Here is a 21,316-nt window from a genome sequence, read left to right on the forward strand (position 1 = left end):
AGGTGGAGAATATGAAAAAATCATTAATAAGTTTGTTGTCTATGCTTACCCTTGTTTTATTGTTGTCTGCATGCGGAAACAGTGGAGAAGCGGAAGAGAAAGCTTCCGCAGATGAAGAGGGGAAGAAGGAAGAGGTTACGATTGAACACGAGCTTGGAGAAACGACGCTCGAAAAGAATCCTGAACATGTCGTCGTTTTTGACTTCGGTACATTAGACACGCTGGACTCTCTGGGTGTGGAAGTGACAGGGCTTCCTCAGATGAACATCCCTTCTTACTTATCCAAATTCGAATCGTCCGACTATAAGAATGCCGGGGGATTAAAAGAACCTGACTTTGAAGCGATTTATGATATGGACCCTGATTTGATCATCATATCCGGACGTCAGGCTGATCTATATGAAGACTTTAAAGATATTGCTCCGACCATCTATGTGGAGCTGGACGCGGAGAATTACATGGAATCATTCAAAGGAAATGTAGAAATGTTTGGTAAGATTTTCGATAAAGAAAAAGAAGCAGAAAAACAGTTGCTAGATGTCGAGGAGAATATGAAGGCCCTCCAAGAGAAGACAGCCGATATAGATGGGAAAGGATTAATCACACTATCCAACGGCGGAAAAGTAAGTGCGTATGGACCGGGCTCCCGATTTGGGATCATCCATGATGTATTCGGCGTCCCTGCGGTGGATGAAGACCTGGATGTTTCGACACATGGGCAGAATGTTTCCTATGAATATATTGCCGAGAACAATCCTGACTATTTGTTCGTCGTCGACAGAGATGCTGTAGTGAACGGAGAAGCTGCAGCCAAACAGACGATCGAGAACGACCTTGTCAAAGAAACAACGGCATTCAAGGAAGATCAAATCGTTTATTTGGACCCTGACATTTGGTATTTATCCGGCGGTGGATTGACTTCCGTTCAGATGATGGTGGATGAGATCGACAGTGCCGTCTCGAAATAAGGGGGATTCGGAAGCGGGGGATCATTCCTCTGCTTCTTTCCTTCTATTATAATAAATATAAAAAATGAGATAAGGAGGGAAGGGATGAAACGGAAATTCACCATTGGTCAAATGTCGAAGCTGCATAACCTTCCCGTCAAGACTCTCCGTTATTATGATGAGATTGACCTTTTTAAACCGCATGAAGTGGATAAGCGGACAGGGTACCGCTATTATTCCACAGATCAATTCGAGCATTTAAATACGATCCATTATTTAAGAGAGCTTGGCATCCCGTTGAAAGAGATCAAGGATGTATTTGATAGGAGAGATGTCGACTTCTTTTATCATCTGTTGAAACGGCAGGAAGAGGAAGCGGACCGACAGATCAAGGCTCTTCAGAAAGTGAGGCGCCGGGCGCGTAACCGTAAGGAGGAACTGCAGTGGGCAAAGCAGCTGCAGACATGGAATGTACCGATTATTAAAAGAATTCCCGAGCGCCACATTCTGGAGTGGCGGGAGTGCATACGTACAAAGGAAGAGTTGGAACTTGCGCTGCGATCGCTTGAGAACAAGTGTGGGAAGCGTGCATCCATCTTCATCGGTGGTGTCGCTCTGACTGCGGACGTCGAAGAAATCAAGGCAGAGGACACCTATGCCCACCAATCGCTTCTTCTTCTCTCGGAAGAAATGGCAGATGGACCTCATGCCGCCGTCCTTCCAGACCAAGAGTATGTCTGTCTTTACTGTAAAGAGAAACGTGTGACGGTCAAGGACCATTATGAGACAATCTTCCATTATTTAAATGAGGAAGGCTATGAAGTGAACGGGGAAGCGATCGAACGGGTGATCATTGATGATTATGTGACGAAAAACCCGGAGGAGTATCTCTCGGAAATTCAAATACCTGTAAGGAAGATACAGTGAAACCCGGGAATGGAACCGTCCCGGGTTTTTTCATGTTCTTATTCACATTCAAAAAATGTCACGCTTAGACCGGACTTCTCTATACGAGGAAGACCGCCGGCATCGTAGCAGGCATTAACGAGCCCTTCCACTTCCATATGAGAGGCCCGGATGTCCCACCCGATCAAACCGCCGATCCCGATAACAATACCAGTGGTGAACATAGCGAAAACACGGCTTCTTGTCCAACGGATACTCAAAAAAAGCCCACCCTTTCTTATAAAACTACTGATTCTCTACTTACAAGCATAATATTCCATTTGGTTGGGGGCAAGTCCATTTGGGAAAGAAAAGCAGGAGAATGCCTCTCCAAAGGAGAAATGTTTTTAAAAGGAGGGGATGGTCGATGGCTTATGAACAAAAAACAAAGCCGACAGAGATGGATGTCGACAGTTTCATTGATTCCGTCGAGCAGCCGAGGAAGCGCGAAGACGCCAGGGAGCTTGTAAAGATCTTTGAGGAGACGACGGGTTATGAAGCCCGTATGTGGGGGGCGAGCATCATCGGTTTTGGGACCTATCATTATAAATATCCGACGGGACATGAAGGCGATGCACCCCTCGTTGGATTCTCCCCGCGCAAAGCGAATATCAGCCTGTATTTTGCGACCGGAGATCCGGATCGCTCTGCACGGCTTGCGGACTTAGGGAAACATAAGACCGGAAAAGCATGTGTGTATATTAATAAACTCGCCGATGTGGACACCCTTGTTTTGAAGAAGCTGATCAGGCAGTCCGTCGCTTTTCTTCAGAAGACGTATCCTGAATAAGTTTTTTTCGAAATAATTAGATAAATAGACGGGATTCCAGTTGAAAATAAACCGGAGCTCTTATATCATATTGACTATAAAGAGAATACGAGTATGGGATTTTTCTCAGAGGAGTGTAGCTATGTTAAAAGAATCGGATTTTCCTACAGATGAATTGAAAGAACAATGGATTAAAGTGCGTAATAGAAAGCTGGAAGAGATGGCACAATACATCCAGCGTTACTTCCATCTGATCAAAGTAAGGGAAAACAAGAACAGCTACGAGGTCCAGGGGTATTTCTACCAGCCGGGATTCGGCGAAGTGAAGATGGCCTTCGAATTCAGCTATGAGAATGTGGCCAAGTTCACCGACCTCTTTGACGAACCGATTGAAGATATAAAATGAGAGAATTGATTCTTTGAGGAGAGTAGGGCTACGGGGAATGGGAAGCTTTCCACGGGGCGGCCGGTGAGCCTCCTCATCGCGTTGCTCTTCCGGTGTCTCACCTGTTCCGCTAATCCCGTTGGCGTCTGCCCGTGCCCTTCCGCCCTTTGCGGAAATTTTCCTTCAATCATTCGTTTCGTTATAAGTAAGATGAAATGGAGTTTAAAAGGGAACCGGTGTACTTACGTTATAAATATGGATTTCTGTTTGAGTTTTGCAACAGTTTGAAAAAAGCCTTCATCCCCAGTGGATGAAGGCTTTTTTTCATGATAAAGGTCAGGACTGCATCATTCGGTAATAGTCGTAGATGGCCTGGGTTCCTTTGTCTTCGCCCCCGGCCTCCTGGAAGCGGTCGTACAGTTCCTTGGCGAGTTTCAAACCTGGAACAGGAATGTCCATGGCCTCGGCGGATTCGATAGCGATCGCCATGTCTTTGATAAAATGCTTCACATAAAAGCCCGGTGCGAAGTCCTCATTGATCATACGCGGTGCAAGATTGGACAAGGACCAGCTCCCCGCCGCTCCTGCTTCGATGCTCTTCAGGACACGCTTCGGGTCAAGCCCCGCTTCTTCGGCATATAGAATGGCCTCTGTAACGCCCAGCATGCCTGCTGCAATAGCGATCTGATTAGCCATTTTCGTGTGCTGGCCGGCACCGGCCGGACCTTGGAGGACGATATTTGCTCCCATCACTTCCAACACTGGACGGACGGCGTCATAATCGGCTTGTTCTCCACCAACCATGATGGTAAGCGTCCCGTTTCTCGCGCCGATATCCCCTCCGGATACGGGAGCATCGAGAGCGTGGATGCCCGCAGCCTTCGCTTTATCCGCGATTTTTGAAGCAAGGGCAGGAGAAGAAGTGGTCATATCGATGACGTAGGTACCTTCTGTTGCATGCTCTAAGATGCCGTTTTTTCCGAAATAGACTTCCTCAACATCTGTCGGATAGCCGACAATCGTGAGGATGATGTCCGAGCGGCGGGCAAGCTCTGCAACACTATCCTCCCAGACCATTCCTTCCTTCAAGAGTTCTTCTGCCTTCGCTTTTGTTCTTGTGTAAAGATGGATATCATAGCCTGCTTTTTTCAAATGACGGGCCATGCTTTTACCCATGACGCCTGTTCCGATGAATCCGATTGTAGTCATTGCGGACATTCCCTTCTTATGTATATGATGGTTGAAATCTCGGCTTGAAGAGGAAAGAAAAGTATGAAAAATATAGGAAAAGTATAGCAGGAAACCTCGTAAGGACACAAGAAATGATAGAATGAAATGTAAATTAGTGGAATAAGGTAAAGGTATATAAAAGATAGTTTGGGAGGCAGAGAAGCATGGTCATCGATACGAAATCACACTTTAAGCAGTTGGAAGAGAGTCATTTAAGAACAGATGTAAGAGAATCGCCGGAAAAGTTAGGGGAGATTCTTGCGGAAGATTTTTGGGAAATCGGAAGCTCAGGAAAGAAATACGATAGAGAAGCATGTCAGAAAGGCGTGGTCCAGGGGGAGATGGAGCTCTATCATTTTGAAATCCAATCGCTCGCCGATGATACGGTGCTGACCACCTACTACCTTAAGGAGAAGACAAGGGAACGCAATACCCTTCGCAGTTCCATATGGAAGCTGATGGAGGGGCGCTGGCGCTTGTTCTTCCATCAAGGCACCATCACAGATCTGAAAGTGGAAGAGTACGCTCTGTAAACAATACAGGTTCGATCTCAGCCGCTGCCTGTTTGGATTGCTGTAATAGTAAGGAACAACGAAAGAAGATCTGAGAATTACTTTAAAAAACAAATAAAAAAACCTTCCGGCCAAGAGGCCGGAAGGTTTTTGGTTACTTCTCTTTATGGAAAAAGTCAGTGAATGCGTGGAAGATCTCCGCACTTTGGTAAATAAATAGAGAACCTGCAGTAAGTGAGAACATTCCAATCATAATCATACGAAACCATAGCATCGTTTTTCTCCTCCTTTGATCATTATCGTTCAATGGGTCAAAGGAGTTTCGCTCACATAATTAGATTGATAGAATATCGGGGTAAGGAACACCCGTCTTCGTGTCTGCGACTGATACGCCGCAGTGTAAACAAGAAGAAGTGTGGCGGCCAGAATGGTAATAGATGTGACCGCAATGGCGTCTTTGTTCAGGGATAGGTCCCCGGAGGACTCTCCGTTATCCAAGACGACATTCTTCTGGATATCCACCTGCATACTCGGGCTGTGCACATGATGGACCATGACCATCGACGCGACCAGGATCAACATGGCTGTCAATATCTTAAGCTGTTTATTCATCCTCGCCCCTCCTTGTAAGTGGATAATGTTAATATTATATAACAGACCATCTGAAAATTGAACTGTTTTGATTGTAAAGATTTCTGAACAGCTGTTCAGGTCCTTTTTCATAAGTCCTTTGATTTATTGAAGCAAGTGGTAAAATGTACTAAAATTTATTTAGGAATGAATGATCATTCCGCTTTTTGGAGGAGAGAATCACCATGAAGACAGCAACTACGAAACGAGACGACATTCTGGACAGCGCCTTGACCCTGTTCGCCGAGCGCGGCTATGATGCCACGACGATTCCGATGATTGCGAAGGATGCGAACGTAGGGGCAGGGACGATCTATCGGTATTTTGATAATAAGGAAGTCCTCGTTAATACGCTGTTTCAACAGTATGTGCATGTGTTCATTACGATGCTTAAAGAAGGGTATCCGGCTGACAAAAGTATCCGGGAACAGTTCCATCATCTGTTCCAGCGGATGGTCCGGTTTACGAACGAGCATGACCATGCTTTATACTTCCTGAAAACACATAATGCTGCTTATTTTTTGGATGAACGAAGTGAAGAAGCGTTTACGGAATTGTGGAGCATCCTCCGCGACTTCGTGGAGGAAGGGAAGAAAGCGAAAGAAATACGCGATTTGCCGACAATGGCCTTGATTGCCATTATTTTCGGCAGTTTTCTCGAATTGCAGCAGCTGATCCGCTCTGGTGATCTGAAAGTGGATGAAGCGCTTCTCTGTGGAGTAGAAGACAGCTGTTGGGACGCTGTGCGCCATCATTCCTGATGGGGCGGAGCTTCCTTAACCCACAAACGGAATGAACGTTCATTCCGCAATTATTGAAAGAGGTGACGGTTCATGACTCAATACAATCAACTGCCAAGACCGAAAACATATGGACCATTAGGAAACTTACCGGCCCTGGATAAAGAAAAGCCTGTCCAGACGTTTATGAAGATGGCGAAGGAACTCGGTCCGATCTATCAATTTGAGTTCCCCGGACGGACGAGTACATTCGTATCCAGTGCGGAACTCGCAGCGGAGATCTGCGATGAGAAACGCTTCGATAAAAGTGTTGGTCCTGCACTCCAGAAAGTACGGGCCTTCGGAGGAGACGGACTGTTTACGAGTGAAACAAGCGAGCCGAACTGGAAGAAAGCCCATCAGATTCTTCTGCCGAGCTTCAGTCAGCAGGCGATGAAAGGCTACCATGACAAGATGCTCGACCTCGCCACCCAGCTCGTTCAGAAGTGGGAACGATTGAATGCGAGCGAAGAAATTGATGTCCCGGAAGATATGACGCGCCTGACCCTGGATACGATCGGTCTGTGCGGATTTAATTTCCGTTTCAACAGTTTTTACAGAGAGGATATGCACCCGTTCGTCGAGAAAATGGTGCGTGCTCTTGATGAATCCATGAGCCAGACACAGCGGCTCCCATTCCAGGATAAACTGATGCTTAAGACGAAGAAACAGTTCGAGGCGGATATCGATGATATGTTCAAGCTTGCCGATGAGCTGATAGCGGAGCGGAAACGGAATGGAGATAACGGGGAAAACGATCTGCTATCCCATATGCTGGAAGGGAAAGATCCTGAGACGGGCGAAGGACTGAGTGATGAGAATATCCGTTATCAAATGCTCACCTTCCTCATTGCCGGACACGAAACGACGAGCGGTCTGCTTTCCTTTGCGCTTTACTTCCTTATGAAGAATCCCGATAAGCTTCAGAAAGCTTATGAAGAAGTGGATGCCGTGCTCGGCGATGACGTTCCGGATTATAAGCAGGTGAAACAGTTGAAATATGCCCGCATGATCCTCAATGAAACACTGAGACTATGGCCGACCGCGCCGGCGTTCACCGTCTATGCGAAGGAAGATACGACACTGGCAGGTAAATATTCCGCTCAAAAAGGAGAAGTGTTCACGCTTTTGACTCCGGAATTGCACAGAGATACAGCCGTGTGGGGAGAGGATGTCGAAGCGTTCTGTCCGGAGCGGTTTGAGGATCCTTCCAAAATTCCTCACCATGCATTCAAACCGTTCGGTAACGGGCAGCGTGCGTGTATCGGACAGCAGTTTGCCATGCATGAGGCGACGATCGTCCTCGGTATGGTCCTTCAGCAGTTCGAGCTGATTGACCATACGAACTACGAGCTGGATGTGAAAGAAACGCTGACACTGAAGCCGGAAGGGCTGACGATGAAGGTACGCCCGCGTGTGGAGAAAACGGCCTTCTATAACCCGGAGGCGAAAGGGCAGGAAACAAAAGCACATGATACACCTGCCATTACGAATGACGGACACGGGACGCCGCTTCTGTTCTTATATGCATCCAATATGGGGACAGCGGAAGGAGTCGCCCGTGAGCTTGCTGAAAAAGCATCTTCCCTGGGGTTTGCAACGGATGCGGCCCCGCTCGACAGCCGCACCGGGGATCTGCCCGAAGAAGGAGCGGTTATTTTCGTTTCTGCTTCTTATAACGGTCACCCTCCGGACAATGCTGTTCAGTTCATGGAATGGATTTCAACCGCAGAAGAAGGCGCGTTGAACGGCGTTTCCTACACGGTGTTTGGATGTGGAGACCGCAACTGGGCGACGACTTACCAGAAGGTTCCACAGGAAATCGATCGTTATATGGAAGCGAAAGGTGCAGAACGGATCGTTCCGCGCGGGGAAGGGGATGCCGGCGATGATTTTGACGGTGACCTCGAGAAATGGCAGGAGAAGCTGTGGGACGGTTTGGCTGCTCATTTCGAATTGGAAGTGGAAGCAGGAGAGAATTCCACAAGCTCGATTGCTCTGAAGTTCGTCAGTGGAACGTCCTACACACCGGTAGCCCGTGCCTACGATGCCTTTACAAGTGAAGTAGCAGCGAACCGCGAACTGCAGAAATCAGGCAGCCGGAGCACCCGTCATCTTGATATCAAGCTTCCTGATGGAGTGACTTACCAGGAAGGAGATCACCTTGGTGTGCTTCCGGAAAATGGGGAAGAGCTCCTCGCTCGTGTCTGCACCCGCTTTGATGTGAAAGCGGAGGATTACGTCCTGCTTGAAGAGGGTTCCGGGAAGGCGAAGCACCTTCCATCCGGACAGCCGATCAAGCTTGGGGACCTGCTTGCTTCCCACGTCGAACTGCAGGAACCGGCAACGAGGGCTCAGATTCGTGCCCTTGCTGCCTGCAACCCTTGTCCACCGCATAAAGTGGAGCTTGAGGAACTGTTGGAAGACGAAACGTATAAGAGCGAAGTGCTGAAAAAACGCCGGACGATGCTGGAGCTGTTGGAGATTTATCCTTCCAGTATGATGGAATTTGACCAGTTCCTTGCGCTTTTGCCGGCACTAAAAGTCCGTTACTATTCCATTTCCAGCTCCCCGGCTAAAAACGACAGGGAAACAAGTATTACCGTGTCCGTCGTCGAAGATGAAGCGTGGAGCGGGACAGGAATTTACAAAGGAGTAAGTTCCAATTACCTTGCCGACCGGAAGCCGGGAGACCGGATCGCCTGTTTCATCCGTACACCGGAAACGGCTTTCCACCTGCCGGAGAGTCTGGAGACGCCGATCATTATGGTCGGTCCGGGGACTGGGGTCGCCCCTTTCCGCGGTTTTCTGCAGAAACGCAGCCTTCAGAAACAGGCAGGTGAAACGCTTGGAGAAGCGCACCTGTACTTCGGGTGTCGTCATCCGGAAGAGGATTATCTTTATGAAGAGGAATTGCAGGCAGCGGAAGCGGAAGGAATCGTCACTCTTCACACCGTCTTCTCGAGAGTCGGTGCAGAGAAATGCTACGTCCAGCATATAATGGAAGAGGATGCAGCGAAGCTGGTAGACCTGCTTGACAATGGTGCGCATCTCTACATCTGTGGAGACGGAAGCAGGATGGCACCGGAGGTGACCGCAATGCTTCAAAGAAGTTATCAACATATCCATGATACGGATGAGCAGACAGCCGTCGAATGGCTGAATCAACTTGAGAAAGAAGGCCGCTTTGCCAAGGACGTCTGGGCAGGTGCCTGATTGGAACGCCTCCTGATTTTTCAGGAGGCGTTTTTTCTTTGATGGAAAAGTGGTTTTTCTGTTGAAGAGCGGGCTCCGGCTTTCCACGGGCTCTGCTGTTCCCTTTATCCACTCCCAGCGCCCAGCAGCTGAAATGCCTTTTGTTTATACTTACATAAAAGGAAATCGTTTACATTATTGCGGATCGGGGAAAGTACCAGCATGCTGTCTTTTTTTGGTAGGTGGAGCTTGGCGGAGAAGTCAAGGGTGTCATTTAACAAATAAGGGAGGAATCCTCATGGGTGGAAATCGTGCGGTGGCCTATACAGGAAACGGTGGCGTGACGGTAAAGGAAATTGATTTTCCAGAATTGGTATTGCGGGATGGTCCGGGAGTGAATCCAAAGAATGTCGGCAGGAAGTGTGAGCACGGCGTTATATTAAAAGTGGTCTCGACAAATATTTGCGGGAGCGACCAGCATATGGTCCGTGGACGGACGACGGCCCCGGAAGGGCTGGTGCTCGGCCATGAAATAACCGGAGAAGTGATGGAAACGGGAAGGGACGTCGAATTTGTGAAGAAAGGGGATCTCGTCTCCGTTCCATTTAATATAGCCTGCGGGCGCTGCCGCAACTGTATCGAAGGGAAGACGCATATTTGTCTGAATGTGAACCCCGACCGGCCGGGGTCGGCCTACGGGTATGTCGATATGGGCGGATGGGTCGGCGGTCAGGCGGAATATGTCATGGTCCCCTATGCAGATTTCCAAGTATTGAAGTTCCCGGATAAAGACGAAGCGATGGAGAAGATGCTGGATTTGACGATGCTCTCTGATATTTTCCCGACCGGTTTTCATGGTGCTTATACGGCCGGGGTACAGATGGGTTCGACGGTTTATATTGCAGGTGCCGGCCCGGTCGGTCTGGCCGCAGCCCATTCTGCCCAGCTTCTCGGGGCATCGACCGTCATTGTCGGGGATTTAATAGAAGAAAGACTGGAGCAGGCGAGAAGTTTCGGCTGCGAAACGATTAATGTTGCCAAGCATGATGATCTATCCGAACAGATTGATCAGATCCTCGGTGCTCCGGAGGTGGATGCCGCTGTCGACTGTGTCGGCTTCGAAGCGCACGGACATAACCACGAGGAAGCTCCTGCCGCGGTGCTGAATTCGGCGATGAAGGCGGCGAAGGCCGGCGGTGGCCTCGGTATTCCCGGACTCTACGTCACGGAAGACCCGGGCTCCTCTGATGAGGATGCCCGCCGTGGGACGCTGAAGCTTGATTTCGGCCTCGGTTGGGCGAAAGCACAGACCTTCGTTACTGGTCAGACGCCTGTCATGCGCTATCACAGAGGATTGATGATGTCGATTTTGAAAGGGAAGGCGCAGATTGCCAAGGCGGTGAATGCGACCGTGATCGGTCTGGACGAAGCACCTCAAGGATATGAAGCGTTCGATGACGGTGCGGCGAAGAAATTCGTCCTTGATCCACACGGACTCTTGAAGAAATAGAGGGTGGAAAAAGCGCCTCGGAAACGGGGGGCTTTTTTCTGATGGCGGAGGTTTCTTCCGACCTGTCCTCATCACGCACGAAGGGACAGGACGGAGGGAGGTCGAAAGGATTACACTAGAAGGGAGGAACCAGTGGTTTCCTTAGAGGAGGAAAGGCATGACTGAATTTTATGTAGATGTTTTACAGGTGCGGAAAGACGCATTTCTAGCCGGGGAAGAGCTGGGGAGATACTGGCGGGACCATCCGATGCTCGACAATATAAAAGCGATGACAAAGGAATCGATTGACATGGAGGAATGTCGAGCCATCTTCCGTCATTTCGATCCGGTCCTCCTTGAAGAGCTTGAGGGCATGGCAGCCGGCGTGGGTATTTCTTATGCGGAAGCGGCCGCCTTGTTCAGCGGATATGACGTCCCGAAAGCGGAGGGCATGGGCTGTTCTTCTTTGTTGACACCTGGCTATTATGTGCGGAATTATGATTTTACTCCCGCTCAATACGAAGGTGTTTTTCTCCTTCAGCAGACGAAAGATGTCCTTGCATCTGCCGGCTATACGCTGCAGCAGTTGGGAAGGCATGACGGCGTCAATGAAGCCGGGGTGGTCATCGGACTGCATTTCGTCAGTCATCACAGCTACAGGGAGGGCGTTTCCCCATGGCTTGCCGTTCGAATGGTGCTGGATCAGTGCCGGAACGCGGAGGAAGCGGTGGATGTATTGAAAGAGGTTCCACATGCTGCCTGTTACAACTTTTCGGTCGGGGACGACACGGGAGCCCGCGTGATTGTGGAAGCATCTCCTGGCAGGGTAGTCGTTCATCGCTCGGATGATGTCCTTGGCTGTTCGAATCATTTCGATAGTACTCCTTTAATGGATAGAAACCGAAAGAATGTCCACGTTTCGCAGAAAAGAAAGCAGGACATGGAACAGCTTGTCCTGCCGGATCAGAAGGCAGCGTTCGATCATTTTCGGAATCCGGATTCTCCCCAATTCTTCCATCATTATAGAGAAATGTTCGGAACGCTGCATACCTTTTCTTACCATTACGAGACAAAAAGAATCCTGACGACGATTGCGCGGTCACACGAAGTGCTGGATGTACAATGGGAGGAATGGGTGCGGGGGACGGATATCGATACGGGGAAGATGAGAGGCAGAATTATAGAAGGGGGCTGAAAGGAAATGTGGAAGAGAGAGGTAGTGGCTACGAAAAGAGGAGCTTTCGAAGTGTTTACGAAAGGAAAAGGAGCGCCTTTATGTGTGACCCATCATTATTCCGAATTCAATGAAACGGGAGATTATTTCGCGGATACGTTCACGGAAACCCATACCGTTCATCTTATTAACCTGCGCGGGGCAGGGGGTTCGGTTGAAGCGGAAGAGCCTTATCAACTCGGCATGCTTGAGACGGTGTTTGATTTGGAAGCGGTCCGGGAAGCGCTGGACTATGAGAAGTGGGCATTTGCCGGCCATTCCATCGGCGGGATGCTTGGTGTCCTTTATGGTATTTTCTTCTCGGAAAAATTGAACGGGGCTGTTATTACAGGCTCTGCAGCCAGAGACTACGCTACGCTTTCTCCGGCGTGTATTTACAACCCCTCCCACCCGCAGTTTGAGAAGATGCAGCAGCTGATCGAAACGTTGAAGCTCGATACGCTGTCGGAAGCGGAACGGAAGGAGCGGACAATGGAGCGGACGAAACTCTCCCTCGTTGATCCGGATGCGTATCCGGCTCTCTTCGATAAACCGATACATAAGCGGATCGCTTCAGAACGGCTGAATTTCTTCAACCGTGAATTCCCTTTATTTGATGTGACGAGGAAGCTCCCGTGGATCACGACGCCCGTTTTAATTCTTTGTGGGAAGTTTGACGTGCAGTGTCCGCTTGAATACTCCGTAGAAATGGAGCAGCTCATTCCGGATGCCTCTCTGATCGTTTTCGAACAAAGCAATCATTATCCATTCCTTGAGGAGCAGGAGAAATTCAAGGCGGAAATCCAACGCTTCACAGAGACGCTTGCCGCCCGTGCCTGATCTTCGTGAAAAACGTGGCATGAATGCCTGCTTCTGTCATAGAATATTCGTGGGGTGAGAATATGCCGAGAGTGAAATATACAGATGCAGATGTCGCTTTGATGGCGAGGATGATGCGGGCCGAGGCGGAAGGGGAAGGGAAGCAGGGCATGCTGTACGTCGGAAACGTCATTGTCAACCGGGCCAAGGCGGACTGCCTTGACTTCCGGGATGTGCGGACGATCCGTCAGGTGATATTCCAAGTGCAGGGCAACAACTACTCTTTCGAAGCGGTCCAAAAAGGGAATCTGTTCTACAACCGTGCCCGTTCCATCGAAAAAAGGTTAGCGAAAAGAAACCTGGATTACTGGCGGGAACATCCGGCGAAGTATGCTCTTTGGTATTTCAATCCGTATGGGCCGTGTCCACCGACGTGGTACGATCAGCCGTTCGCGGGCCAGTTCAAGAACCACTGCTATTATGAGCCGCAGCCGAACACGTGTGACAGTGTTTATATCGGTAACTAGAGGAAGAAACGATTATCCGAGCCCGGGTAATCGTTTTTTTATTGATGGAGAGTGGGAAGTGGCTTGGAAAAGGAAAAGGACGGTGCAGCATCGAATAATATCTAAGATGTATGTTTGGAAAAGGGAGGATTTACAGTGGTCACGATATACATAACCAGGCACGGGGAGACCGTGTGGAACAGGGAAAAACGAATGCAGGGATGGCAGAATTCACCCCTGACGGAACAAGGGGAAAAGGATGCCGCATCGCTTGGAGACAGGCTCCGCAGTACCGAATTTGCCGCCGTATATTCCAGTCCGAGTGGACGGGCGCAGCAGACGACCGAGTTGATCCGGGGAGAGCGGAAAATCCCCGTCTATCTGGAGGAAAAGCTGAAGGAAATCCACCTTGGAGAATGGGAAGGACGGACGCAGGAAGAAATCAAAACGGACTTTCCGGAAAGCTTCGACATGTTCTGGAACGCACCACATCGTTATCTTCCTCACGGTGGAGAAACGTTTGAGGCATTCCGATCACGAATTGACGCCTTCCTGGATTCGCTGGCCTATCATTCGAATCAAAACGTGCTGATCGTCGCACATGCAGTCGTCATTAAATGCATGATGCTGATACTGAACGGGAAACCGCTCGCTTCTTTATGGGATCCGCCGTTCATCCATGGGACGAGCGTAACCGTCGTCCGACTGGAAGACGGGCAGTGTGAGGTGCTTCTGGAGGGAGACACCTCTCATATAAATAGAAATGAAGGAAAGGGAAAAGCGATGCAGATTGTTAGAATGAAGGAAAAGCACGACCGGGAGATGGAGCGGATTATTAAGCAGTCCCTGGAATCGTTCGGGTTGGATATCCCCGGCACTGCTTATTATGACCCTGAGCTTCCTCACCTGTCCCATTTTTACGAGAGGACACCGTTTGCTGAGTATTGGGTGGCGCTGGATGATTCAGGGGAAGTGTTGGGCGGTGTCGGAATCGCACCGTTTGCTGAGGAAGAAGGAGTCTGTGAACTGCAGAAGCTGTATGTGAAACCGGAGGCGCAGGGGCGGGGGACGGCTAAAGCACTGATGGAGACGGCTCTGGATTATGCGGCCCGCCATTACGAGTACTGTTATTTAGAGACAGTAGAGAAACTGGAGGCTGCCAACCGTCTGTACCGGAAGTTCGGCTTTTCCTTATTGGAAGAGGCGCTGGCCGGTTCCGGACACGGGGCGATGGACAGCTGGTATAAGAAAAAATTGTAGAAATCCTTTATGGCTGGAGCGTCGTCTCCAGCTTATTTTATTTGCTTTCATACATCTATTTAAAATGAGAACCATTTTTATATATAGTGAAACGAACAAGCTCCCTCCTTCGTAGATAGAGAAGGAGGTGGACCGAATGAAGGATGAATCGTTTCATTATTGGATCGCCGGCACCGCCCTTGGCTCCTGGCTGCTTCATTTCGCTGGAAACCTTGATTTCTATGAAACAGAAAAAATCGTCTCCGGCGTGGTGTTTATTTTCATCACCGTAATTATTTATATTCTGATTACCTTCTTCTATTACCGGCGGAGGTAGATGGTTTTAGTACATATAGGGAGGATAATAGTAGACGGGGGGGATATAAGCGGCCTGCTGCGGGTACCTCCCTTGTGCACCGGTTCTCCGGGTGCAGTTGGAATAAGGACCGATATAGGTGCTCGGCTGGATCGGTGCCGTTACTTCCTTCCATTTCTGTTCGTCCATGCAGTACGTGTGCGCCATGACCTCCGGCGGGGTAAATTTCAAGATATCAGAGCCGAGAATCACTTCCGGATTCGGTGCATCGAATATGGCGAGCAGGTGGGTGTCGTCGGCCGTTGCGACTTCATAATGCCACCATCCCTGAGGGACGTTTGCGACCTGCCCCGGGGTAATAGGGAAATGCAGCAGCTCTTTCGTAAACGGTTGAAGAAGAGAAACAGTGGCGGCACCGGAAATGCAGTAGACCAGCTCTGCTGCGTTTTGATGGTAATGCGGCTCTACGACGTTCCCTTTTGTCAGGAATATATCGAGCAAGGACGAACCTTCCAGCGTATTCAGCTGCTTCTGACCTAAGATGTTGATTTTGTTATGAGCGTCTTTTGTAAACAGAGGACTTGTATTGACATCAAAGAAATAGTCGGCTTCAGAAGAAGTGGGATCCGCGTTTCCTGTCATACCTCTCACCTCATTATCGTTATTGTAGTAACGTATGAATTCGGAGGAAAAAGGTGCATCACGCCTGTCGCCGCAGCATAGACTATAGCGGGGAAAAGACCCGATTGACGTTCCGCGGTGAATAGGGTATGATAGTCTCACTTACCACAGGTCATACCTGTGGGAACAGGATCGTGTCATCCTCCAAAGGGGAGTAGCTTACAGTGATGTCGACAATACGTGGTCATGGAAATGATCGCCGGCTAAACTGGCAACGTACCGTTGTTTGCGAGACCTTTGCCATTTAAGGTAAAGGTCGGAATCTCATACATGTAGAGACCTTTACCCTGGTTATAAACGGTGAAGGTCTTTTTTGTATTCCAATAAAGCCGTTCCCCGGCGGATCTGTATCAGGGAGGAGAAAGCCTATCGAGGATGGAGAACAGCGTCTTGTGGACAAATGGATCAAGGAAGGATACACATATTATGAATAAAGGGGATAGGTTATGGAAACGTCGATGAAGCTTGCAGCAGTGGCTCTGTTGATTCTATTGACAGCGTTCTTTGTTGCAAGCGAATTTGCGATTGTAAAGGTAAGGAAGAGTAGGTTGGAAGCACGGGCAGACGAAGGGAACAAGCGGGCGAAAGCGGCTCTGAAAGTGGCAGGGAACCTCGACTATTACTTGTCTGCGTGTCAATTGGGAATCACGATCACGGCACTTGGACTGGGGTGGCTCGGCGAACCGACGCTGGAAGTCCTGCTTCATCCGCTGTTCAGCGGCCTTGACTTACCATCTGGTTTATCTCATACGATCAGCTTTGCTATCGCGTTTTTCATTATCACGTTCTTACATGTGGTATTAGGAGAATTAGCGCCGAAAACGATGGCGATCCAAAAGGCAGAATCCATTACACTGATGCTTTCGCCTCCATTGATTATTTACAGTAAAATTATGTACCCGCTGATCTGGCTTTTGAATGGATCAGCCAATATGCTGATCCGTCTGTTCGGATATAAGACTGCGAAAGAGTCGGATGACGTGCATTCGGAAGAAGAACTGCGCCACATCCTGTCTGAAAGCTATGAAAAAGGGGAAATCAACCAGTCGGAATTCCAATATGTCGAGCGCATATTCGACTTCGATGACCGCCTGGCCAAAGAAATCATGGTCCCCCGGACGGACGTCGCCGTTGTGGATGTGGAAGATCCTTTAGAGGAATCCCTCTCCTTCATCAAAGAAGAGAGATACACGAGGTACCCCGTCATTCAGGGGGATAAAGACCATGTGATCGGTGTGCTTCATATTAAAGAGCTCTTTCGTCAAGACGCTGTCGATTCGCTGGAGAGGTTCATCCGTCCGGTGACGAGCGTGTTTGAGAATATACCGATTCGTGAACTGCTTGTGCGGATGCAGCAGGAAAAGACGCAGCTCGTCCTGCTTACAGATGAGTATGGTGGCACGTCGGGAATCGTTACGGTCGAAGATATCATTGAAGAAATCGTAGGAGACATCCGGGATGAATTCGATGAAGAAGAGGAAGAGATCGTCAAGGAAGAAGACGGGAGCTTTCTGATCGATGGGAAAGTGTCGATCGTAGACGTGAACCACTACTTTGAACTGGAGCTCGAGAACGGAGATGTCGACACGATTTCGGGATGGATTCTGAAAAACGATGTCGATGCCGGAGAAGGTACGATTCTTCAGCACGGCCCGCACAGCTTCGAAGTGGCGAGCAAAGAAAACGGGCAGATCAGAAAAGTGAAACTGTCGTTATAATTGAAAAAAGCGTGCTTCCGATAATGGAAGCACGCTTTTTTTACGGGTGTTCTTTTCCTTTTTAAGGATTTTTATTAGTTCTTTAGAATCTTTATATTATCATTATCATCCATTTTGTTCTGTTCAATTATTGATTTATGTAATAAATATACTTTTATATAAGTCTTTTTAATCTTTTTTGTGTATGTGAATTGCGTTCTAATTAACCAGTTTAAAAGAAAATGGGTGATTGACGGAACTTTTCCCATGAAAGGGCTTTATCAAAGGTGCGGTATGGGATGGAGACGGATGGGGAAGGGGCCGATGGGAATCGTGTCGCTTTCATCCTCTTTTCGTCGAAATGGTGCGGTTTTTGTCAGAATACGCGTTTATGTTATACTACTCCACATGTGTTTTTGAAATAAGGTTGTAAACATCGAGGAGGGTAATTTGTGGAGTTTGATTTAACTCTTGCCACATGGTGTTGGCTGCTTATTCCAATGCCGTTGTTAATTATCATATGCATCATTACATTCTTTACAGAAAAGGGAGAGAAGTGAATCACCAATGGACATAAACATTCAAACCTTAATCGCAATTATTGTATATCTCGTAGGGATGCAGATCGTCGGTTACGTCGCCGCCCGGTTGACGAGCGATCTGTCTGACTACGTGCTTGGGGGAAGAAGACTGACCCCTGGTGTCGCCGCCCTGAGTGCCGGATCCTCGGACATGAGTGGATGGCTGATGCTCGGACTTCCTGGTGCGATGTACCTCACAGGAATGAACTCGATCTGGCTTGCGATCGGTCTTGCTACCGGAGCGTTCATGAACTGGCAGTTCGTTGCCAAGCCGTTCCGTGTCTACACCGAAGTCGCTAAGGATTCCATCACGGTTCCGGATTTCTTTGAGAACCGTTTCCACGATCATACGAAAGTGCTTCGTGTATTATCTGCGATCATCATCTTGATCTTCTTTACTTTCTATACATCTTCCAGTCTCGTAGGAGGTGCGGTGCTGCTTGAGAACTCCTTCGGTATGAACTACCGACTTGCTTTATGGGTAGGTGCCGCTGTTATTCTTTCCTATACGCTGTTCGGCGGGTTCCTTGCCGCGAGCTGGACCGACTTTATCCAGGGAATCTTGATGTTCCTTGCGTTGATTATCATACCGATTGTTGCCATTCAAGAACTTGGCGGCTGGAATGAAACCGTCCAGGCAATTGGAAATATGGATACGTCTTATCTTGACGTCTATTCCGGCGTGACGGTCATCAGTGTCGTGTCGCTGCTTGCCTGGGGACTCGGTTACTTTGGACAGCCACATATCGTCGTACGATTCATGGGAATCCGTTCAACGAAAGACATCCCGAAAGCGCGGATGATTGGTATGGGTTGGATGATCATTTCCCTGTTCGGCGCGATATTTGTCGGTTTTGCCGGTATCGCTTATTTCGCTGATGCACCGCTTGCCAATTCGGAAACGGTCTTCATCATGTTCTCGCAGGTATTGTTTAACCCATGGGTCGCCGGGTTCCTGCTGGCAGCGATTCTGTCTGCCATTATGAGTACGGTCGATTCCCAGCTGCTTGTATCTTCCAGTGCCCTGGCACAGGACTTCTATAAAGCGATCTTCCGTAAAGAAGCGAGCCAGAAAGAAGAGATGATCGTCGGCCGCATTTCCGTTATCGGAATTGCGTTCATCGCTGTCCTGCTTGGATATGACCGCGATAGTAAAGTGCTTGAGCTGGTCAGTTATGCATGGGCAGGTTTCGGTGCTGCATTCGGTCCGTTGATTCTGCTTGCCTTGTTCTGGAAGCGGATGACGCGTAACGGTGCAGTAGCGGGGATTCTCGTCGGTGCCGTCACGGTCATCGTCTGGAGCAGCCTGGAAGGTGGAATCTTCGACCTTTACGAGCTTGCCCCTGGATTTGTATTCTCCTTCCTGTCCATTATTATTGTCAGTCTGATCGGCAAAGAGCCGCCTCAATCCGTACAGGATGAGTACGATCAGTATAAAGAGAAAATGAAACAGGCATAAGCTGTAAGCCCTCTATCCTTGGATAGGGGGCTTTTCGTTTGTTAAAGAAGCCATGTACGATATAGCGGAGAGATACCACTTTCGATAAAGGGCGGAGGGAAATGGGCAGACTCCAGCGGGATTAGCGGAACAGGTGAGACCCCGGAAGAGCAACGCGATGAGGAGGCTCACCGGCCGCCCCGTGGAAAGCGTCCCATTTCCCGGAGCCCGCTCTCTCGTATGCAGCTTGCAATCATAAATTCTAATTTTTGATACACCTCTTAAAAGAAGTTAAAGACTATATACTTACCAGATTTGTCAGATGCAGAGCTTTTTCAATTACCTGGAAAGTGGTATTGTAAATATTGTGTAAAGATGGGGGACGAATACTTCTGCTTGTCTTCTAATAGTTTTATTATAGAAAGAAGTGTTTGTTTTAAAAGCCCTCATTGAATAGAAAAAAAGAGTAGGGGAATGACATGGAGAACTGGCTGTTGGATATGATGAACAATTATGGGTACATAGGGATTTTACTGCTGATCGCTTTGGAAAATGTGTTTCCACCGATCCCGTCAGAGGTCATCCTTACGTTCGGTGGATTTCTTACGACTTCGACCTATATGAGCGTGGCCGGTGTCGTTGCGGCATCGACGGCAGGTTCTGTGATCGGGGCGCTCGTGTTGTACGGAATCGGGCTCCAGCTCGATGTGGAGCGGATGGAGAAGCTCATCGACCGCTACGGGCGTGTGTTGAGATTGACGAAGGAAGATGTCCGGAAAGCAGACCGCTGGTTCGATAAGTACGGCCCGTGGACGGTATTCTTCTGCCGGTTCGTGCCGCTGATCCGCAGTTTGATTTCAATTCCGGCGGGGATGTCGAACATGCCTCTCGGTATTTTTCTGCTGTTGACGACGCTCGGGACATTGATATGGAATGTCGTCCTTGTCAACGTCGGTGCTTCTGTAGGCGAGTCCTGGACGGAAGTCGTCCGCTATATGGACGTGTATTCTACCATTATCTATATCCTTTTGGGGATAGCCTTCCTTCTCTTCGTTCTGCTGTACTTGAAGAAGAAAAGAAGGAAGCATTAGAGGAGAGACGTAAATGGTATTGTGGGTATTCCTTGTTGCTGTCGTGCTCGGCTTTGTAGAGGGATTGACCGAGTTTGCACCTGTATCATCGACCGGGCATATGATCATCGTCGATGAGCTTTGGCTGCACTCCAGGGAGTTGTTCAGCGAACCGGTCGCCAACACGTTCAAGGTGGTCATCCAATTAGGTTCCATCCTTGCTGTTGTCGTCATTTTCAAAGACAAATTCAAACAGATGCTTCACGTAGGGAAGCCCGTGGATAGAAGCGGACCGAAGCTGAAGCTTTCGCAGGTCATCGTCGGCATCATTCCGGCGGGAATCCTCGGATTCCTATTTGAAGATTATATCGATACGTATCTTTTTTCCGTTCAGACGGTCATTATCGGCCTTGCTGCCGGAGCCGTCCTTATGATCTTTGCCGATTATTATCAGAAAGGGCAGAGACACACGACGATGACGGTCGACCGCATCACATACAGGCAGGCGTTCGGAATGGGGCTGTTTCAATGTATCGGCCTGTGGCCGGGGTTCTCAAGATCCGGATCGACGATTTCAGGAGGGGTGCTTCTCGGGATGAGCCACCGGGCGTCCTCGGATTTCACGTTCATCATGGCTGTCCCGATCATGCTCGGTGCGAGTGGGCTGTCTTTGATGAAGAACCTGGAATACTTCACGGTTGATGCGTTTCCGTTCATTGCCGTCGGTTTCATCAGTGCATTCGTGTTTTCGCTTATTTCGATCCGCTTCTTCCTGAAGCTGATCAACCGGATCAAGCTCGTTCCGTTCGCCATCTACCGAATCCTGCTTGCCGGCTTGTTATATGTGCTGTATTTTTGAAGGAAGCTGCCGCCCC

21 protein-coding genes are annotated in these 21,316 nt (G+C 49.0%); 17 read left to right on the top strand and 4 right to left on the bottom strand.

Annotated elements, in window-relative coordinates; genetic code table 11:
* The first annotated feature begins 11 nt into the window (after nucleotides 1–11).
* A complete protein-coding gene (locus QRD89_RS06280; RefSeq protein WP_286096521.1) occupies nucleotides 12–968 on the top strand; it encodes a siderophore ABC transporter substrate-binding protein in 957 nt (318 codons plus the stop codon).
* A gap of 84 nt (nucleotides 969–1,052) precedes the next feature.
* A complete protein-coding gene (locus QRD89_RS06285) occupies nucleotides 1,053–1,874 on the top strand; it encodes a MerR family transcriptional regulator (RefSeq protein WP_062512984.1) in 822 nt (273 codons plus the stop codon).
* Nucleotides 1,875–1,912: 38 nt separating this feature from the next.
* Here QRD89_RS06285 and QRD89_RS06290 read toward each other — a convergent pair whose 3' ends face one another.
* Entirely contained in the window at nucleotides 1,913–2,113 is a 201-nt protein-coding gene (locus QRD89_RS06290) for a hypothetical protein (protein ID WP_026578414.1), read from the bottom strand.
* Nucleotides 2,114–2,259: 146 nt separating this feature from the next.
* Between QRD89_RS06290 and QRD89_RS06295 the strand changes: the two genes are divergently transcribed.
* Entirely contained in the window at nucleotides 2,260–2,682 is a 423-nt protein-coding gene (locus tag QRD89_RS06295) for a DUF1801 domain-containing protein (protein WP_008636481.1), read from the top strand.
* 121 nt (nucleotides 2,683–2,803) lie between these two features.
* Complete coding sequence (locus tag QRD89_RS06300; RefSeq protein ID WP_008636480.1) at nucleotides 2,804–3,067, top strand: hypothetical protein; 264 nt, start codon at nucleotides 2,804–2,806, stop codon at nucleotides 3,065–3,067.
* 315 nt (nucleotides 3,068–3,382) lie between these two features.
* Here QRD89_RS06300 and QRD89_RS06305 read toward each other — a convergent pair whose 3' ends face one another.
* Nucleotides 3,383–4,255, bottom strand: coding sequence for an NAD(P)-dependent oxidoreductase (locus tag QRD89_RS06305; protein ID WP_008636479.1), 873 nt, complete (start codon nucleotides 4,253–4,255; stop codon nucleotides 3,383–3,385).
* 185 nt (nucleotides 4,256–4,440) lie between these two features.
* On the opposite strand from QRD89_RS06305, the gene QRD89_RS06310 reads away from it, so the two are divergent.
* Nucleotides 4,441–4,809, top strand: coding sequence for a nuclear transport factor 2 family protein (locus QRD89_RS06310; protein ID WP_286096523.1), 369 nt, complete (start codon nucleotides 4,441–4,443; stop codon nucleotides 4,807–4,809).
* Nucleotides 4,810–5,091: 282 nt separating this feature from the next.
* On the opposite strand, the gene QRD89_RS06315 is transcribed toward QRD89_RS06310, so the two are convergent.
* Nucleotides 5,092–5,400: a hypothetical protein gene (locus tag QRD89_RS06315; RefSeq protein WP_008636477.1), complete on the bottom strand. Its 309-nt coding sequence runs from the start codon at nucleotides 5,398–5,400 to the stop codon at nucleotides 5,092–5,094.
* Between the two features lie 203 nt (nucleotides 5,401–5,603).
* Here QRD89_RS06315 and QRD89_RS06320 point away from each other — a divergent pair, with 203 nt between their 5' ends.
* The 8 genes from QRD89_RS06320 (at nucleotide 5,604) to QRD89_RS06360 (ending at nucleotide 14,995) form a co-directional block, all read left to right on the top strand.
* Nucleotides 5,604–6,179: a TetR/AcrR family transcriptional regulator gene (locus QRD89_RS06320; protein ID WP_008636476.1), complete on the top strand. Its 576-nt coding sequence runs from the start codon at nucleotides 5,604–5,606 to the stop codon at nucleotides 6,177–6,179.
* 72 nt (nucleotides 6,180–6,251) lie between these two features.
* Nucleotides 6,252–9,413 carry a bifunctional cytochrome P450/NADPH--P450 reductase gene (locus tag QRD89_RS06325; RefSeq protein WP_286096524.1) on the top strand — a complete coding sequence of 1,054 codons (3,162 nt, stop codon included), beginning with the start codon at nucleotides 6,252–6,254 and terminating at the stop codon, nucleotides 9,411–9,413.
* A 277-nt stretch (nucleotides 9,414–9,690) separates the two neighbouring features.
* Nucleotides 9,691–10,902: a formaldehyde dehydrogenase, glutathione-independent gene (fdhA, locus tag QRD89_RS06330; protein WP_008636474.1), complete on the top strand. Its 1,212-nt coding sequence runs from the start codon at nucleotides 9,691–9,693 to the stop codon at nucleotides 10,900–10,902.
* Nucleotides 10,903–11,059: 157 nt separating this feature from the next.
* A complete protein-coding gene (locus QRD89_RS06335; RefSeq protein WP_286096525.1) occupies nucleotides 11,060–12,076 on the top strand; it encodes a C45 family autoproteolytic acyltransferase/hydrolase in 1,017 nt (338 codons plus the stop codon).
* A gap of 6 nt (nucleotides 12,077–12,082) precedes the next feature.
* Entirely contained in the window at nucleotides 12,083–12,934 is an 852-nt protein-coding gene (locus tag QRD89_RS06340; RefSeq protein ID WP_008636471.1) for an alpha/beta fold hydrolase, read from the top strand.
* Between the two features lie 62 nt (nucleotides 12,935–12,996).
* Nucleotides 12,997–13,440 (top strand): cell wall hydrolase, encoded by a 444-nt coding sequence (locus QRD89_RS06345; RefSeq protein ID WP_026578419.1) that lies wholly within the window; start codon nucleotides 12,997–12,999, stop codon nucleotides 13,438–13,440.
* A gap of 135 nt (nucleotides 13,441–13,575) precedes the next feature.
* Nucleotides 13,576–14,679: a GNAT family N-acetyltransferase gene (locus QRD89_RS19220; RefSeq protein ID WP_353477936.1), complete on the top strand. Its 1,104-nt coding sequence runs from the start codon at nucleotides 13,576–13,578 to the stop codon at nucleotides 14,677–14,679.
* Nucleotides 14,680–14,815: 136 nt separating this feature from the next.
* On the top strand, nucleotides 14,816–14,995 hold the full coding sequence (locus tag QRD89_RS06360) for a hypothetical protein (protein WP_286096526.1): 180 nt from the start codon (nucleotides 14,816–14,818) through the stop codon (nucleotides 14,993–14,995).
* 6 nt (nucleotides 14,996–15,001) lie between these two features.
* Here QRD89_RS06360 and QRD89_RS06365 read toward each other — a convergent pair whose 3' ends face one another.
* Complete coding sequence (locus QRD89_RS06365; RefSeq protein WP_286096527.1) at nucleotides 15,002–15,616, bottom strand: cupin domain-containing protein; 615 nt, start codon at nucleotides 15,614–15,616, stop codon at nucleotides 15,002–15,004.
* 485 nt (nucleotides 15,617–16,101) lie between these two features.
* On the opposite strand from QRD89_RS06365, the gene QRD89_RS06370 reads away from it, so the two are divergent.
* The 4 genes from QRD89_RS06370 to QRD89_RS06385 all read left to right on the top strand — a co-directional run bounded on the left by QRD89_RS06370 (nucleotide 16,102) and on the right by QRD89_RS06385 (nucleotide 21,300).
* On the top strand, nucleotides 16,102–17,373 hold the full coding sequence (locus QRD89_RS06370; RefSeq protein ID WP_026578422.1) for a hemolysin family protein: 1,272 nt from the start codon (nucleotides 16,102–16,104) through the stop codon (nucleotides 17,371–17,373).
* Between the two features lie 546 nt (nucleotides 17,374–17,919).
* Nucleotides 17,920–19,392 carry a sodium/proline symporter PutP gene (gene putP / locus QRD89_RS06375; protein ID WP_008636458.1) on the top strand — a complete coding sequence of 491 codons (1,473 nt, stop codon included), beginning with the start codon at nucleotides 17,920–17,922 and terminating at the stop codon, nucleotides 19,390–19,392.
* A gap of 458 nt (nucleotides 19,393–19,850) precedes the next feature.
* The gene (locus QRD89_RS06380; protein ID WP_008637986.1) at nucleotides 19,851–20,462 is read left to right on the top strand and encodes a DedA family protein; all 612 of its coding nucleotides are present in this window, start codon (nucleotides 19,851–19,853) and stop codon (nucleotides 20,460–20,462) included.
* 13 nt (nucleotides 20,463–20,475) lie between these two features.
* Complete coding sequence (locus tag QRD89_RS06385) at nucleotides 20,476–21,300, top strand: undecaprenyl-diphosphate phosphatase (protein WP_008637988.1); 825 nt, start codon at nucleotides 20,476–20,478, stop codon at nucleotides 21,298–21,300.
* Nucleotides 21,301–21,316: the final 16 nt, after the last annotated feature.

Origin of the sequence: Halobacillus sp. ACCC02827, from assembly GCF_030291935.1 — a bacterium.
Taxonomy (GTDB): Bacteria; Bacillota; Bacilli; order Bacillales; family Halobacillaceae; genus Halobacillus.